The sequence below is a fragment of the Wohlfahrtiimonas sp. G9077 genome, from assembly GCF_002252155.1.
Classification (GTDB): domain Bacteria; phylum Pseudomonadota; class Gammaproteobacteria; order Cardiobacteriales; family Wohlfahrtiimonadaceae; genus Wohlfahrtiimonas.
On record NZ_NEFD01000003.1, the window covers coordinates 77,819 to 94,577 of the forward strand.

The window sequence follows — 16,759 nt, forward strand, 5'->3', positions numbered from 1 at the left end:
TTATGGCAATTTTAACATTACACAACATTTCATTGGCTTATGGGGATCGTCCTTTATTGCAAAATTTAGATTTTGCGTTAGAAAAGGGCGACCGCGTGGCTTTAATTGGCCGCAATGGCGAGGGCAAAAGCTCTTTATTAAAAGTGATCACAGGCGATGCTGTGCCAGATGATGGCGAAGTGATTATTGATCGCGGCTATCGCATTGCGGCGCTTTCTCAAGAGATTCCTCGTGATCTAACACAAACAGTTTATGACGTAGTGGCTGAAGGCATTCCTGAGGTTGGGCAAAAATTGGTGGCGTATCATCAAATTTTATTGCAGCCAGAAGATCAGATGGATTTGGCAGAGCTCAGCCGTTTGCAGCATGAGATTGAAGCCCTTGATGGTTGGTCGCTTGATCAAAAAGTGATGACCATCATTTCGCAATTGTCTTTGCCAAAGGATGAGATCATCGCCAATTTATCGGGCGGTTGGATTCGTCGTGTGCTCCTTGGTAAAGCGTTGGTCTCTGAGCCTGATTTATTATTGCTCGATGAGCCCACCAACCATTTAGACATTGATGCCATTTTGTGGCTCGAAGAGATGCTGCTTAAGAATTATCATGGCGCACTTTTGTTCATCACCCATGACCGACAATTTTTGGGCAAGATCGCCAATAAGATCATTGAGCTTGATCGCGGTGTGCTCTCTGAGTTTCCGGGCAGTTATGACAATTATCAGCGCCGTAAAGCGGAGATGCTCCATGCAGAGAATCAAGAACGCGCGCTGTTTGATAAGCGTTTGGCTGAAGAAGAAGTGTGGATTCGTAAAGGCATCGAAGCACGCAGAACCCGTAATGAAGGACGTGTGCGTGCTTTAAAAGCGATGCGTGAGCAATTTAAAGAGCGCATTTCGCGTCAAGGGATTGCTAAACTCAATTTTGAGGAAGGTTCAACATCTGGTAAGCGCGTCATCAGTGCGGAAAACATCTCATATTCCATTGATGGTAAATCCATCATCAAAGATTTCAGCATGACGCTGATGCGTGGCGATCGTGTGGGTTTAATTGGCGCGAATGGCGCGGGTAAATCCACATTGTTAAAGTTGCTCTTTGAACAATTAACGCCAGAGAGCGGCAAAGTGGAAGTGGGTACGAAGCTTGAGATTGCCTATTTTGATCAATTGCGTTCTGCGTTAGATTTAGAAAAAAGCGTGATGGACAATGTGGCAGAAGGCAGCGACTTCATTGAGATCAACGGTAAAAAACAACATTTGATCGGCTGGCTTCAGGACTTTATGTTCACGCCAGAAAAAGCGAGAAGCCCTGTGAAAGCATTATCAGGCGGTGAGCGCAACCGCTTATTGCTCGCTAAACTCTTTGCAAAGCCAGCGAATGTCATCGTGCTCGATGAACCGACGAATGATTTAGACATTGAAACGCTAGAGGTGCTCGAAGAGTTATTGCTGAAATTTGAAGGCACGCTTTTGATCGTTTCCCATGACCGTGCATTCATTGATAAAACGGTCACTTCAACGTTGGTATTTGAAGGCGATGGCTCGGTGAGTCAATATGTGGGCGGTTACAGCGACTGGCTGGAGAGTGTGGAGAGTCAAAAGTACTTTAATCACACCGCAGCACAGGCAGAGAATCACAAGTCTGAAAAGAAAAATGTTGTGGAAAAGAAGCCGGAAACAGAAGCACCTAAACCACAAAAGGTGAAATTATCATATAAAGAGACGCGTGAATTAGAGACATTGCCCGCATTGCTCGAGCAATTAGATCAAGAGATTCAAGCGCTCTCTGAACAAACGCAACACAATGATTTTTATCAACAAGATCATGTGAAGCAGGCGGCAGTTTTAGATGCTTTAGCACGTAAGAATGAAGAACTTGACGAAGCCTTCATACGTTGGGAGCTATTGGAACAGAAGCGTTCGCAGATGTGACATATTGCTTTTCAGCAAATTACTGTATAGTATCTTGAGCTACAAATAAGTTACAACTAGAAAGATTAATTAGGAGGATGTTTATGGAACAGTTAAAAGCGCAAGCGGCCGGTAAAATTCGTAATCCAAATTTTGAAAATAAAATTGTCTCGGCAGAAGAAGCCGCATCATGGATGGAAGATGGTATGACCATCGGAATGAGTGGCTTTACTTTGTTTGGCGAACCTAAAGTGTTCCCGGGTGCATTAGCGGCTCGCGCACATAAAGATGGCATTAAAGTGAACATCTTTACCGGTGCGTCAATGGGACCGGATGCCGATGGCGTATTGGCTGAAAACAAAGCGATCAATTTGCGCTTACCTTACCAAGGCAATCCCATTTTACGTAAAGAGATCAATGGCGGCGAAGTGAAATACATCGACCAACATTTATCACACACCGCAGAACAATTGCGCCAAGGCGTGTTAGGTGAGATTGATTATGCTGTGATTGAAGCGGCAGCCATCACAGAAGATGGTCAAATCATTCCAACAGGTTCTGTGGGTAACTCACCGATTTTTGTGGACAAAGCAAAACACGTGATCATTGAATTGAACGTATCTGCACCCGCAGCTTATGAAGGCATTCATGACGTGTATGTGCCAAAAGATCAAGGCGAAAACAGCCGTGAAGCGATTCCTGTGTATGATGTGAGTAAACGCATCGGCAGCGTTGGCATCAAAGTGGATCCTGCAAAAGTGCGCGGCATTGTATTATCAGATCGCCCAGACATTCCATCACCTTTATTTGAACCAAATGAAGAGACGCAAAAAATTGCGGACAATTTATTAGAATTCTTAGAAAAAGAAGTGGAAGAAGGCCGTTTGACAGAAAGCTTAGCGCCGTTACAATCAGGCGTAGGTTCTGTGGCAAATGCTGTATTGAGCGGCATGAAGCACTCTAAATTTAAAGACATCACTGTGGCATCAGAAGTGTTGCAAGATGGCATCTTTGACTTGATCGATGCGGGCGTTGTGAAATTTGCAGCCGCGACGGCATTCTCTTTATCCGCTAAACTCGTGGCAACCCTTGCGGAAGATTTAGAGCGTTATAAAGGCAAAGTGATTTTCCGCCCACAAGAGATCACCAACCATCCTGAAGTGATTCGTCGTTTAGGCGTGATTTCTTTTAACACAGCGTTAGAAGCGGACATTTACGGCAACATCAACTCTACCCATGTCAATGGCACGCACATGATGAACGGCATTGGCGGCTCAGGTGACTTTGCCCGCAATGCGCGCATCACGATCTTTGTGACGCAATCGACCGCGAAAAATGGTGACATCTCTGCCATCGTGCCATTTGTAACGCACGTAGATCACGCAAACCATGATGTGGACGTGATTGTGACAGAACAAGGCTATGCGGATCTTCGTGGTAAATCACCTAAAGAGATCGCAGCCTTGGTGATTGAAAACTGTATGCATCCTAAATTTAAAGCCCAAGCACGTGATTACTTTGATCGCGCTTGTGCAAAAGGTGGTCAAACACCACACATCTTGTCTGAAGCATTCTCATGGCATGATCATTATGCGAAACATGGCACCATGGTTTTAGGCGAAAGCAAAAAATAAATTGGGTCATTAAAAAAATCCCTGATGACGATCAGGGATTTTTTTTGTCTCAATGTTTAGTGCCGATTAATCGAGTGTGGCATAAAGCGCGATGGCATCTTTTAATTTCTCTTCACTTGGCATTCTGCGAATGGATGTGAATGCAGTGATGTTGCCATCTTTATCAAATGAAGGCACAACGGTGGCGTACACCCAATAATATTCACCATCTTTACAAAGATTTTTCACATAACCATTCCAACTTTTGCCGGATTCAATGGTGCTCCACATGTCCTTAAATGCCGCTTTTGGCATGTCAGGATGGCGCAAAATGTTTTGAGGCTGACCGATCAATTCATCTCTTGTATAGCCGGAGATGTCAATAAAAGCTTGATTCGCTTGCATGATTATTCCGTTCGTATCCGTATATGAAACAATGAGTCGGCCAATCGGGTAAGGGATGCGTGTATCATTGACTGAGACTGTACGAGTTGAACCATCATAATAATGTAATTCTACTTCGCGAGAATTCGACATTTCCTTCTCTCCTAAGCTTGTGTAGAAATTTAAAATAGGCAATTTTCATTGTGTTATATTGCCGCGACAATTGACCATTATACGATAAAGCGGCCAAAGATAAACTGAGAATCAGGAAAATATTCGCTATAATTACGGCTCTATTCATGGTTGGAAGAGATTGAATGAACCCACAAGATCGCGCAATTGCTCATGCAAAACGAGTGTTGGAGATTGAAGCTAAAGCCGTGAGTGCTTTGCAATCAATCATTGATGAAAATTTTTATGCCATTTGCCAAGTCCTCAAAGCGTGCACAGGGCGCGTTGTGGTCACTGGTATGGGCAAGTCTGGACACATTGGCCATAAGATTGCCGCAACCTTAGCAAGCACCGGCACCCCTGCATTTTTTATGCATCCGGCAGAGGCAAGCCATGGTGATTTAGGCATGATCACGGCATCTGATGTGGTGATTGCTTTATCAAACTCAGGGGAATCCGATGAGATTGTTGCCATCATGCCCATCATGATTCGCCAAGGCACACAAGTGATCGCCATTACAGGCAATGATCAATCAACATTGGCAAAAAATGCGCAGTATCATTTGTTGGCAAAAGTGACAGAAGAGGCCTGCCCATTGAATTTAGCGCCCACGTCATCGACAACAGCAGTGCTTGCTTTAGGCGATGCCATTGCAGTGACGTTGATGGAAATGCGTGGCTTTACGGCAGATGATTTTGCGCGCTCTCATCCGGGGGGTAAATTAGGCCGCCGTTTATTGCTGCGTGTCTCAGATGTGATGGCACCATTTGATGAGCTCGCGAATGTTTCTGAAGATCAGCATTTAACCGATGGTTTGCTTGAAATGACCAAATATCCCCTTGGCATCATCGTGGTGACGGATGAATCTGCCCATTTAAAAGGTGTGTTCAGTGAAGGGGATTTGCGCCGCACGTGGACAAAGCATGCAGACATTCGTCAATTGACCATGAAAGCCTGCATGACAGAAACCCCCATCAGCATTGGACCTGACGCTTTAGCAGTGGATGCTGCAAATTTAATGGAAGCAAAACGCATCAGCGCGTTGCCTGTGTTAGATGATGCGGGTCATGTGGTGGGCGTTGTGACGATGCACCATTTATTAAAAGCGAGAGTCATGTAAGTCATGCAGTTGAATCAACAGCAGTTAGAAGCGGTCCATTCCATTGATCGACCGCTTTTGGTGTTAGCAGGTGCAGGCTCTGGTAAAACGCGCGTCATCACCGAAAAGATTAAATATCTTGTGCGCGAGTGTCATTATCCTGCCCGTAGCATTTATGCCGTCACGTTTACCAATAAAGCGGCCAAAGAGATGGCAGAGCGCATTAAAGGCACGCTCAAGCGTGAGGAGTCGAAAGGGCTTCGCGTCACGACCTTTCATCGCTTGGGTTTGCAGATTTTAAAAAAACATGGGCATTTATGTGGTTTAAAAGCAGGTTTTTCCATTTATGATCAGCGCGACAGTTTAGGATTATTGACCGATTACCTCAACGATAGTGATGAGGCGAAAATGATGCAAATGCAGATTTCTAACTGGAAAAATGACCATCAATCGGTGGAATCTGTGCAATCGATGGTGGATGATGAAGCCATGGTACATGCGGTGGATGTGTATCGTGAGTATCGTGATCAGCTCACCACTTATAATGCGGTGGATTTTGATGATTTGATTTTCCTGCCGCTCAATCTTTTGCAAACCCATGAAGAGGTGCGCCGTTATTGGCAGCGGGAGATTCGTTATTTGTTGGTGGATGAATATCAAGACACGAACTTATGCCAGTATGAATTGGTGAAGCTGTTGGTTGGCAGTAAAAGTGGTTTGACGGTGGTGGGGGATGATGATCAATCCATTTATGCTTGGCGGGGCGCACGACCTGAAAATCTCAATCAGCTGCACCATGATTTCCCAAATCTCAAGATGATTAAGCTTGAGCAAAATTACCGCTCAACGGGGCACATTCTCAATGCGGCGAACCATGTGATCCGTTTTAATCCCCATTTATATGAAAAGTCCTTATGGTCAAGTTTAGGGATGGGCGATGAGATCACCATTGATGAGTTTAAGAGCGCCCAAGATGAGATTGATTATGTGGTGCTCTCCATTGAAGAACAAGCGGCGCTGACGGGCAATGATTACAGTCAGTTTGCCATTTTATATCGCGGCAATCATCAGGCAAAAGCATATGAAATGGCGCTCAATATGCGCAATATTCCGGTGCGCGTTGTGGGTGGTACGAGCTTTTTTCAGCAGCCGGAAATTAAGGATTTAATCTCATATTTAAAAGTGATGGTCAATCCGAATGACACGGCATCTTTGGTGCGCATTTTAAACATTCCTAAGCGTGAAATTGGCGCGGTCTCTTTGAAAAAGCTGTTAGAGTTTGCCAAAGTCAATCAATTGTCACTTTATGAGACGCTGAGTCACTCACAATTGGGCAAAGTGATGGGCAAGGGCTTAGGCTTGCGCTGCGGCGATTTTTATCGGATTTTAGAGCACACCAAGACAATGTTGGATCAAGGGCAAACGTGCGAAGCATTGGAAAAGATGCTCGATGCCATTGGTTATGAAGATTATCTTCGCGATCAATCCACATCGCCGAAATCCTTTGAGCGCAAGCAAAGTAACATTCAGTATTTGATCAATTGGCTCGATCAATATGACATGCCGTTTGATGAGATATTATCGCACTTAACGCTGGTCTCCATTTTAGACAATGACAGCGAGCAAAAAGAACACAATGCAGTGACGCTCATGACTCTGCACAGTGCCAAAGGCCTTGAGTTTCCGTATGTGTATTTGGTGAGCATGGAAGAGGACATTTTGCCGCATAAAAACAGCATCGACAATGATACGGTGGAAGAGGAGCGGCGCCTTTTTTATGTGGGCATAACACGCGCGCGTCAGCGTTTATCCTTGACCTATTGCCGTCAGCGTAAACGTTATGGTGAATGGGAGCCGTGTACCCCAAGCCGATTTTTAGATGAATTGCCAGAGGCAAACATCATTTGGCGTCGCCCAGGTGATGAGTCGCTTCAGGTGAAGCCAGCACAAATGTCAGCGGTATTGGGGGATTTACAGGCGTTACTGGGGGGATGATTTAGTGTGTCAATGTGGCGCGGATGGTTTCAAAGTCACGTTGCAAGGCATAATCTTTTTTAAGCTCCGTTTCCACCTTACGGCAAGCATGCATCACGGTGGAATGGTCGCGTTCAAAGGCGCGGCCAATTTCAGGCAAACTGTGTTGTGTCAATAAGCGCGCCACATACATGGCCAATTGTCTAGGCTTGGCAATGTTGGCGGCTCTGGATTTACCCGTTAAATCCGCAGTTTTTAAGCCATAATATGTCGTGACCACTTTTTGGATGTTTGTTAGCGTGATTTGGCGGCTTTGGATCTCCATGAGGCTGCCCAGCGCATCTTGGGCAATGCTGACAGAGAGCGGCGAGCCTTTAAAGTTCGCAAGGGCATTGACTTGCTTTAATGCGCCTTCTAATTCTCGCACGCTGGCTTTGACGGTTTGAGCAATAAAAAATGCCGTCTCTTGCGGCAAATTTAGGCCCCAGTTTTCTGCTTTTTGCAGCAGGATGGCAATCCGATGCTCGAGCTCAGGCGGCTCAATGTTCACGATGAGCCCTGAGGCAAAACGTGATTTTAAACGATCTTCCATCATTTCAAGCTCTTTCGGATAACGGTCACAGGTTAAAATCACCTGATGGCCACCATCAAGGAGCGTATTAAATGTATGGAAAAAAACCTCTTGTGATGTGTCTTTGCCCGCTAAAAGTTGAATGTCATCGATCAATAGCGCATCTAAGGTTTTATAAAAGTGACGCAAATCCGAATGGGTGTTGTTGCGAAAGCTGCGCACAATGTCTTCAATGAAGCTGTCACAGTGCTGATAAATTAAGCGCGCATCGGGATATTTTTCACGAATGGAGTTACCCACAGCATGCATTAAATGGGTTTTGCCAAGCCCGGTGCTGCCGTAAATGAACAATGGATTGTGGGATGTGCCAGGATGCTGCGCCACTTGTGCGCACGCTGCGAGGGCAAATTGGTTTGATTTACCTTCCACAAAGTTATTGAAGGTAAAATCATGGTTAAGGTTACTGGTTTCAATGGCCGATTCTTTGATGAAATCCTTGATCACATCGCGTGAACGCCCGCCGCGTCCACCGCTTTTACGGCTTTTCTTTTCCACAACGGCCGGTGCTGAATATTCATCTTCAGTGCCAACGCCATATTGAATTGTGATGTCATGGTCTAATTTGCCTGAAAAGATCTTAGTGATGATCTCTTCATAGTTCTTTTTCACCCAACGAATGATCATGTCAGATGCTGCCAAAATAATGACCTTATCTTCTTTAATCAGAAATTTGAGCGGGGCAACCCACATAGCAAAGTCGTCTTCAGGGATATTGCCAGACAATTCCGAGAGACATTCTTCAATTATTACATCCATTTTAATTTTCTAGACCAATGACGGGGCGATATTGTAGCAAATAAATCCATTTTCAGAAAATGGGGAGAGGCAAATTATGCGATTATTTTTGGCAATCTGATGGCGTAATTTCACCGCTGCTTTTAAGCTCAATCGTTTTACATTGATCTTTCTCTTTTAACCAAGTGCCTTGTGCAGTTGCGGTTAAGGTGTATTGTTTACCTTGATGATACTGATAGGTGAGTCGATAGATGGGGGTGCTGCCATGCTTAACTAGATCATTGATTTTAGCATCGGCTAAGGTGATCTCACCATAAGTTTTGCGTTGCTCAAGGCGTGTTTTTTCAATCTGTGATTGTGCAGCGGTCAAAGCTGCGATGCCTTCTGCAATTTTGGTTTTGCGCTGGGCGTTTTGATAACTTGGCACAGCAAACATTGCAATGATGCCAATGATGGCCACAACAATCATCAGTTCAATCAGGGTAAAACCGTTCTTATGCATTTGATCACCTTTTCATTATGGGTTTAGTTAGGAGGCTCAGTTATTTTACATGATTAATGAATTGCTTAAAGCGCTCGGAGGTTGGATTGGTGAACATCACTTCAGGTTCGCCACTCTCTTCAATGACGCCTTGATGGAAAAAGAGGATTTGATCTGATACATTGCGCGCAAAGTCCATTTCATGGGTCACGATGATCATGGTCATGCCATCGGCCGCAAGTTCTTGAATCACTTTTAAGACTTCTTGTACCAATTCAGGATCAAGGGCAGAGGTGGGTTCATCAAATAAAATCACCTCAGGATTCATGGCAAGGGTGCGAGCAATGGCAACGCGCTGCTGCTGACCGCCTGATAAACTGCTTGGGTAGACATCTTTTTTATCCAATAAGCCCACTTTGTCTAAGAGTTTTTCTGCTGTGGCAATGGCCTCTTTTTTCGGGATGCCAAGGACATGGACGGGCGCTTCAATCACATTTTCAAGCACCGTCATGTGCGCCCATAAGTTAAAGCTTTGAAACACCATGCCCACTTTGCTGCGATATTTTTGGAGTTGTTTTTGGTTTTTCGCCACCAATCCTTTTGGGCTCTCTTTTAATTCAAGCACTTCTTGATTGAGGGCAATGGTGCCGGCATTTGGGTTTTCTAATAAGTTCAAACAGCGCAAAAAAGTACTTTTGCCAGAGCCCGAAGAACCTAAAAGAGAGATGACTTCTCCCTTATACAAGGATAGAGATATGCCCTTGAGAATTTCAAGTTCACCAAAGGACTTATGTAAGTTCTGTACCTCGAGCACGGGCGCAATGTTCTGTTGACTCATCATACCTAAAATCTGTAAATTAAAATAATGGGTGATTATAACAAATAAAATCTGTGACTTTGTTATAATTACCGCTCTTAATCATACAATGAACGAATTAGGATGAGAGTATACTTCCCGTGCATCGCCATTTTGTTGACGTTAGGTTTAGCGCATGCGGACAAATTGACTGTTCGCATCGAAGGCTTAGACGGGCACAAAACCGCCTTAACAAACGTGCAAAATGCTCTGAGCATTTATGAATATCAGAACCGAGAAGCGCCGCCTGCTTTGCGTGTTGAGTGGCTGAACGAGCAAGCCCCTGCGGAGATTGAGCAAGCCCTTGAACCTTACGGATTTTATCGCCCGAAGATTAAAACAAACCTCACCAAAGAGGGCGATACATGGATTGCCACTTATCAAATCAACCCTGAAGATCCCATTAAAATTAATGATCTGATCTTTGAGCTTGAAGGGGAAGGCCGCCGCAAAAAAATCTTCAAAACCATCATTCAAGAGAGCGATTTGCGTTTAGGTGCGCCGTTAAATCAGGTGAGCTATGAGAAGATGAAAAGTACCCTTTATAACCGCGCATTATCGATGGGTTATTTTGAGGTGGATTTTCCGGTGCATCAAATCATCGTCAATTTAGACACGTATAAAAGTCTTGTGCATTTAGCGATGGACACAGGTCGCCGTTATCACTTTGGGGAAGTGACGTTCCAAAGTGATTATTTCTCTGAAGATTTGTTGCGCCGTTATGTGATGATGAACGAAGAGACAGAATTTTCCGACACGCGCACGTTAGAGCTGCAGCAAGATTTAGATGCCTCTGACTATTTTGAAGAAGTGGTGATCACACCAACGATTGATCATCAAAATCGCACCGTGCCGCTTGACATTAAAGTGACGCCAAAAAAACGCCGCGTATTTAGCGTAGGCTTAGGTTACAGCACAGACATTGGCGCGAGAATTTCAGGGCTTGGCACATGGCGTTATTTAAACCCGATGGGGCATAAAATGACGGTGGATTTACTCTTAGCTCAAAAGCAACGCCGCGCGGCATTGGTTTATACGGTGCCTGGCAAACGACCGGCCACCAGTTTTTATGACTTTTATGTGCGCTATGATTATGAGGACACAAAATATCGGGATTACACCGCTTTTGTGTTAGGTGCTGCCAGCACATATCAAAAGGATAATTTAAAGCAGGTCTATGCATTAGATTACAGAAATGACCGCTTTAGAACGCCCGATGGCGTGCGCCGCCACACCAAAATGATCGTGCCAAGTGCCACCTTTACGTGGCAAAACATCGAAAACCCTTGGTTCACCGCTTGGGTGTTAAAAGGTTCTGTCATGGTGCGCGGGGCTGCAAAACAGATCGCTTCGGATGTGAATTTTCTTCAAGTCAAAGCCGAAGGCACCGCTGTGATTCCCATTCCAGGCTTTCAAAATGATCGCATCATTTTACGCGGGCAAATTGGCCACACCTTTGTGCCCAGTGAAGATTTATACAACATGCCGCCGGCGTTATTGTTCCAAACGGGCGGCGATAACTCTGTGCGCGGTTATCGTTACAATGGCATCGGCGAGAAAGGTTACCGCAGCAATGAGATTTATGGCGGTAAAAAATTGGTGGTGGCAAGCTTTGAGTATGAGCATCGCTTTACGAAAGAGTGGGCCGGCGTCACCTTTGTGGATGCAGGCGATGCATTTAATGGCCCAAAACCCAACTGGAAAGTGGGTGCAGGTGTTGGTGCCCGTTGGTATTCGCAAATTGGCGTGGTGAAGTTTGACATCGCCCACGGATTTAACCGTGAATTTGGTGATACCGTGCGTTTTCACTTAAACATTGGGGCTGAGTTATGATCCCCGATTGGTACGAGAAAATTTTTCAAAAATATCATGCCACTTTAAATGCATATGATCATCTCTACATTGGTTTAAGTGCAGGCATTGATTCAAACATGCTGCTTCATTGGTTGCACACATATCGTGCACAGTTGCCGCCCATTACGGCGATTCATGTCAATCATCAATGGCATGGTGAAGATTCCATCATTTGGGCAAATTTCGCCCGTGATAAAGCGAAGCATTATGGCATTGATTTTGTCAATTATGATGTGGTGATCGACATCGATCAAAAAGGAGCAGAAGCCTGCGGCCGTGAAGCCCGTTACATTCAGTTTGCCAAAACGATGGCACAAATGGGCGGCAAAGGCTTATTGTTGGTGGCGCATCATCGCTCCGATCAAGCAGAAACGGTGATGTATCGCTTGCTGCGCGGTTCAGGGACATTGGGTTTAGGTGGCATGCGCGCGATGACCACTTTGCACTTTGGATCCCATGCCATCGAAGTGCTGCGTCCATTCTTAAGCATCTCCAAATCCACGCTCTATCAAACCGGCAAACGCCTTGGCATTGCATGGATGGAGGATTATACCAATCACGGGGTTGAAGAGGCGCGCAACCAGATTCGTAATGGCATTTTCCCAAAAGTGGCAGAGTTTTTTCCCCATTATGAACAAACCTTTGCCAGAAGCGCGGAGCTCATTCAAGAGAGCGATGCATTGTTGTTAGAGATTGCCGAAATGGATGCTCAGCGTGCCATTGCCAATGGGCAATTGGATTTAACAGAGATGCGCACATTGTCACAGCTTCGCCAAAAGAATTTACTGCGCCATTGGCTCAATTTGCACCATGTGATTTTAGAAAAGCGCCAATTTGATCAGTGTTTTGCCATGTTTGTGGCGAAAAAGCCCACTTCCGAAAGCTGCTTTGCCATGCATGATTGGTGCATTCGCGCCTTTGAGCACACGTTGTATTTTTTAAAACCCAAACCTGTGGTCAATCATCGCGTGGCGTGGGTGAAAAGTGATCATGCGCCGCCATTATCTTTTTGGCGTGGGCTTGATTTAATGCTCGTAAACCGCGAAAATGGCGGTTCATTTCATCCCATGTGGCGAGATCGATCCCAAACTGTGAAAAAACTTCTCCAAGAAATCGCGTTAGAGCCATGGTTACGCCATGACATACAGCTCCTGAAAGACCGCGCAACCGGCGAGGTGATTTGGATCGAGCATTTAGGGCTAAGTCAGCGTTATCGAGCGCTGTGCGAGCCCTCAGGCATATTGCCAACCATCATCCGAGAGCACTGATAGCCATGATCATTCAAATGAGCAAACAGTGTGAAACATTCGGGATTCAATGCGCGCGTCGCAAAATTCATTGTTCATTTTTGAGTGAGGCTATATGCAAATCGTAATCATCAGTGGTTTGTCGGGGGCAGGAAAATCCATTGCCCTTGAAACGTTTGAGGATGAAGGCTTTTTCTGTGTGGATAATCTACCACTGAGCTTTGTTCTCTCCTTTGTGGAAAAGTTTGCCGAAGAGGACGATCAGAGAAATTTGGCCATTGTGGTGGATGCGCGAGGCTTTCCGGAGGATTTAGAGCGCACCGATGAGGTATTTCGTGCGCTGCGCGATTTGCCACAAAAGACAGACTTTGTTTTTTTAGATGCCACCAATGAGGCGATTTTACAGCGTTATCGTGACACGCGCCGCCGTCATCCTTTTTATAAAACCCATCGCTCATTGTTAGACACCATCGAATATGAGCGCTCGCTCCTGCAGCCTTTGTTGGAGTACACAGATTTACACATCGACACCTCAAGTTTAAGCGTGCATGATTTGCGCGCAGTGTTGAAAAAACATCTCTTAGCTGAACATGAGCGCCGCAAACTCTTCATACAAATTGAGTCTTTTGGCTTTAAAAATGGTGTGCCGCTCAATTCTGATTTTGTCTTCGATGCCAGATGCTTAACCAATCCTCATTGGGAGCCGTCACTTCGCCCGCAAACAGGGCGAGATCAAGCGGTGATTGAGTATTTAAACGCGCGTGAGGACGTTCAGACGTATTTAACAGATCTTGAGCAATTTTTTGATGCGTGGCTGCCAAAGTTTGAACAAGGCACCCGCGCTTATTTAACAATCGCCATTGGTTGCACCGGTGGTCAGCATCGATCCGTTTACTTGGTGGAGCAATTGGCACGTAATGTGGCCAAGCGCTATCCGTTAATCGTGAAACACCGCGAATTACACATTACACATTCTTGTCAGACACAGTTGGAGGAACAATGATTATTGATGGTAAATTATTTGCTCAAGGCTTACGTGCAAAATTGACTGAGCAAATTGCAGCGCTCAAAGCAACGCATGGCTTAGTCCCAGGATTAACGGTGATCTTAGTGGGTGAAGATCCTGCCAGCCAAGTGTATGTGCGCAATAAACAGAAATTTGCCGAAGAGTGCGGCATGAACTCTGTGACGCTCAAAAAAGATGCGAGCACAACGCAAGCAGAATTATTGGATTTGATCGCAACGCTCAATGCGGATCCTTCGGTGCACGGCATTTTGGTGCAATTGCCCTTGCCAAAACACATTCATGAACAAACGGTGTTACAAGCGATTTTACCCGCAAAAGATGTGGATGGCTTCCATCCTGTCAATGTGGGGCGCTTATCGATTGGCGAGCCTTCTTTGGTGCCATGCACGCCATTAGGATCATTGTTATTGCTGAAAGATAAATTGGGTGATTTAACCGGTAAAAAAGCAGTGATTGTTGGGCGCTCAAACATTGTGGGTAAACCGATGTTTCAGTTGTTACTCAGAGAAAACTGTACCGTTACGGTGGCGCATTCTAGAACGAAAAATTTACCAGAAGTGTGTCAAGAAGCGGACATCATTGTGGCTGCTGTGGGTCAACCTTTATTGATTAAAGGTGAGTGGATTAAAGAGGGTGCCACCATCATTGATGTGGGCATTAACCGCATTGAAGTGGATGGCAAAAATAAATTGGTGGGCGATGTGGATTTTGATTCCGCCGCGCCAAAAGCTGAATTCATCACACCGGTGCCAGGTGGCGTCGGTCCAATGACGATTGCCTGTTTGCTTCGCAATACATTATCTGCCGCTTGCATGCAAAATGAGATCGAAGATCCCAATCGTTTGATGAAATGATCAAATATTGACCAATTTTTGATCACGTAAACGGCGTGTATTGACAAGAAATGAGAAGCGCGTATAATTCTCTTCTCATTGCGAGAGTGGCGAAATTGGTAGACGCACTGGATTTAGGTTCCAGCGGGCAACCGTGAGAGTTCGAGTCTCTCCTCTCGCACCAGGTGACAAAGGTGCGTATATACGCACCTTTTTTTATTTCTACATTAAAATTAGGTGCTTAAATTATGTCAGCAGTTGAAGTATTAGAAGGTTTAAAACGTCGCGTACAGATCGCATTAGATGCAGCTGAAGTTTCCTTAGAAAAAGATAAGCGTTTAAAAGCATTGGCTAAGCGCATCCGCTTAGATGGTTTCCGTCCTGGAAAAGTGCCAGTAAAAGTTGTCGATAACATGCATGGCGCTGAAATTGAAAATGAAATCATCAACGAAAAAATCAATGAAACATTCAGAGATGCCATCAAAGATGCAGAATTTAAGCCTGCAGGTTACCCTGTGATCGTACCTTCTGAAGTTGAAGGTGAATTGAAGTTTGCGGTTGAATTTGAAGTAATGCCAGAAATCACATTGAATGATTTGGCACAATTAGAAATCGCTAAACCAACGGCTGAAGTGACAGACGCTGATTTAGAAGAGATGATCACAACATTGCGTAAGCAACAAGCCACTTGGAATGATGAAGATCGCGCAGCTGCAAATGGCGATAAAATCATGATCGACTTCGTTGGCCGTGCCAATGGCGTAGAATTTGAAGGCGGTAAAGGTACAGATGTTCCTTTAGTGTTGGGTTCAAACTCTATGATTCCTGGTTTTGAAGATGAGTTGATGGGCGTTAAAGCGGGCGAAACTCGCACAATCAACGTGACATTCCCTGAAAACTATCCTGCTGAAAACTTAAAAGGTCAAGCGGCTGAATTTGATGTGACTGTGCATAAAGTACAATCTCCACAATTGCCTGAATTGAACGATGAGTTTGCAAAAACTTTCGGCATCGAAGAAGGTGGCATTGCTAAATTGCGTGAAGAGTTGTCTAAAAACATGGTGCGTGAACTCAATAATGTGCTTCACAACCAATTGAAAACAAACGTGATGACAGCATTGTCTGAAGCGAATCCTTTTGACATTCCTGAAGCATTGGTGATGGCTGAGATTCAAGCCATGGCAAAACAATCTAATTTCCCAGAGCCAAAAGATCAAGAACAAGCAGAACAGTTCATGAAAATTGCACAACAAGCATTTGGCGCAGAAGCTGAAAAACGAGCACGTTTAGGCTTGATTTTGGCTGAATTGGTGAAAGCACAAGATTTGAAATTAGATGAAAAATATGTGGAAGCACGTTTAGATAACTTAGCGGCAACATATGAAGATCCTGAAGAAGTGAAAGCACATTTCAAGAAAGATGACAAAACAATGCAACAAGTGCGTAACATCGCATTAGAAGATCAAGTGATCGAAACTGTATTGGCAAAAGCAAAAGTGGTAGAAACAGCCACAACTTTCCAAGAAGTGATGAATCCTAAGAAAGCATAATTGCTGATCATTGGATCAAAAAGCCTGACAATGTCAGGCTTTTTTTTCATCTTTTAAAATGTATCTTATTGAAATGTTGATCATTCCTATAAAGATTGACAGAAAAAATGGATGAATTGCTTGACGAATGGCTCAAATCCTTTTATGTTAATTTCTATGAAAACAAATCCTGTGAATTTATCTCTCCTACGACTTATTCTGCTGTAATCGCAACGATTGCAGCCTTTGACGTTGGCCACGTATATGGCCAGAGTTTGAATCAGTAACGAGAAGAGATGATTGATGTTCATAGCGAGTTTTAAAATCCAAAATGACAGTACCCATGCGAAAAACTACCGTTGGTTTGCGTGGCGTTATGCTGTGCGACTTAGAAAAAACATAACAATTCAAAACCAT

13 protein-coding genes and 1 tRNA gene are annotated in these 16,759 nt (G+C 44.6%); 10 read left to right on the forward strand and 4 right to left on the reverse strand.

Annotated elements, in window-relative coordinates; translation table 11 throughout:
* Positions 1–2 precede the first annotated feature (2 nt).
* On the forward strand, positions 3–1,928 hold the full coding sequence (locus tag B9T20_RS05230; RefSeq protein ID WP_094490122.1) for an ATP-binding cassette domain-containing protein: 1,926 nt from the start codon (positions 3–5) through the stop codon (positions 1,926–1,928).
* Positions 1,929–2,011: 83 nt separating this feature from the next.
* Positions 2,012–3,541: a succinate CoA transferase gene (locus tag B9T20_RS05235; RefSeq protein WP_094490123.1), complete on the forward strand. Its 1,530-nt coding sequence runs from the start codon at positions 2,012–2,014 to the stop codon at positions 3,539–3,541.
* 66 nt (positions 3,542–3,607) lie between these two features.
* Here B9T20_RS05235 and B9T20_RS05240 read toward each other — a convergent pair whose 3' ends face one another.
* Entirely contained in the window at positions 3,608–4,057 is a 450-nt protein-coding gene (locus tag B9T20_RS05240; RefSeq protein ID WP_081601008.1) for a PAS domain-containing protein, read from the reverse strand.
* Positions 4,058–4,221: 164 nt separating this feature from the next.
* Between B9T20_RS05240 and B9T20_RS05245 the strand changes: the two genes are divergently transcribed.
* Together B9T20_RS05245 and B9T20_RS05250 are read left to right on the forward strand one after the other, a co-directional pair.
* Positions 4,222–5,196: an SIS domain-containing protein gene (locus B9T20_RS05245; RefSeq protein ID WP_008316489.1), complete on the forward strand. Its 975-nt coding sequence runs from the start codon at positions 4,222–4,224 to the stop codon at positions 5,194–5,196.
* A gap of 3 nt (positions 5,197–5,199) precedes the next feature.
* Positions 5,200–7,170 carry an ATP-dependent helicase gene (locus B9T20_RS05250; protein WP_094490124.1) on the forward strand — a complete coding sequence of 657 codons (1,971 nt, stop codon included), beginning with the start codon at positions 5,200–5,202 and terminating at the stop codon, positions 7,168–7,170.
* 1 nt (position 7,171) lies between these two features.
* On the opposite strand, the gene dnaA is transcribed toward B9T20_RS05250, so the two are convergent.
* The 3 genes from dnaA to B9T20_RS05265 all read right to left on the reverse strand — a co-directional run bounded on the left by dnaA (position 7,172) and on the right by B9T20_RS05265 (position 9,837).
* Complete coding sequence (gene dnaA, locus B9T20_RS05255) at positions 7,172–8,536, reverse strand: chromosomal replication initiator protein DnaA (protein WP_094490125.1); 1,365 nt, start codon at positions 8,534–8,536, stop codon at positions 7,172–7,174.
* An 82-nt stretch (positions 8,537–8,618) separates the two neighbouring features.
* On the reverse strand, positions 8,619–9,017 hold the full coding sequence (locus B9T20_RS05260; protein WP_094490126.1) for a type IV pilin protein: 399 nt from the start codon (positions 9,015–9,017) through the stop codon (positions 8,619–8,621).
* Positions 9,018–9,057: 40 nt separating this feature from the next.
* Positions 9,058–9,837: an ABC transporter ATP-binding protein gene (locus tag B9T20_RS05265; protein WP_094490127.1), complete on the reverse strand. Its 780-nt coding sequence runs from the start codon at positions 9,835–9,837 to the stop codon at positions 9,058–9,060.
* 99 nt (positions 9,838–9,936) lie between these two features.
* Between B9T20_RS05265 and B9T20_RS05270 the strand changes: the two genes are divergently transcribed.
* From B9T20_RS05270 to tig, 6 genes are all read left to right on the forward strand, one after another.
* Complete coding sequence (locus tag B9T20_RS05270) at positions 9,937–11,685, forward strand: autotransporter assembly complex family protein (protein WP_094490128.1); 1,749 nt, start codon at positions 9,937–9,939, stop codon at positions 11,683–11,685.
* Positions 11,682–12,974, forward strand: a complete 1,293-nt coding sequence (gene tilS / locus B9T20_RS05275) for a tRNA lysidine(34) synthetase TilS (RefSeq protein WP_094490129.1) — start codon at positions 11,682–11,684, stop codon at positions 12,972–12,974. The genes B9T20_RS05270 and tilS overlap by 4 nt, the downstream gene beginning before the upstream one ends.
* 94 nt (positions 12,975–13,068) lie before the next feature.
* Positions 13,069–13,956: an RNase adapter RapZ gene (gene rapZ, locus B9T20_RS05280; RefSeq protein WP_094490130.1), complete on the forward strand. Its 888-nt coding sequence runs from the start codon at positions 13,069–13,071 to the stop codon at positions 13,954–13,956.
* Complete coding sequence (gene folD / locus B9T20_RS05285; protein WP_094490131.1) at positions 13,953–14,834, forward strand: bifunctional methylenetetrahydrofolate dehydrogenase/methenyltetrahydrofolate cyclohydrolase FolD; 882 nt, start codon at positions 13,953–13,955, stop codon at positions 14,832–14,834. Before rapZ ends, folD begins: the two co-directional genes overlap by 4 nt.
* An 80-nt stretch (positions 14,835–14,914) precedes the next feature.
* A tRNA-Leu gene (locus B9T20_RS05290) sits at positions 14,915–14,997 on the forward strand.
* A gap of 64 nt (positions 14,998–15,061) precedes the next feature.
* A complete protein-coding gene (gene tig, locus B9T20_RS05295; RefSeq protein ID WP_094490132.1) occupies positions 15,062–16,363 on the forward strand; it encodes a trigger factor in 1,302 nt (433 codons plus the stop codon).
* Positions 16,364–16,759 lie beyond the last annotated feature (396 nt).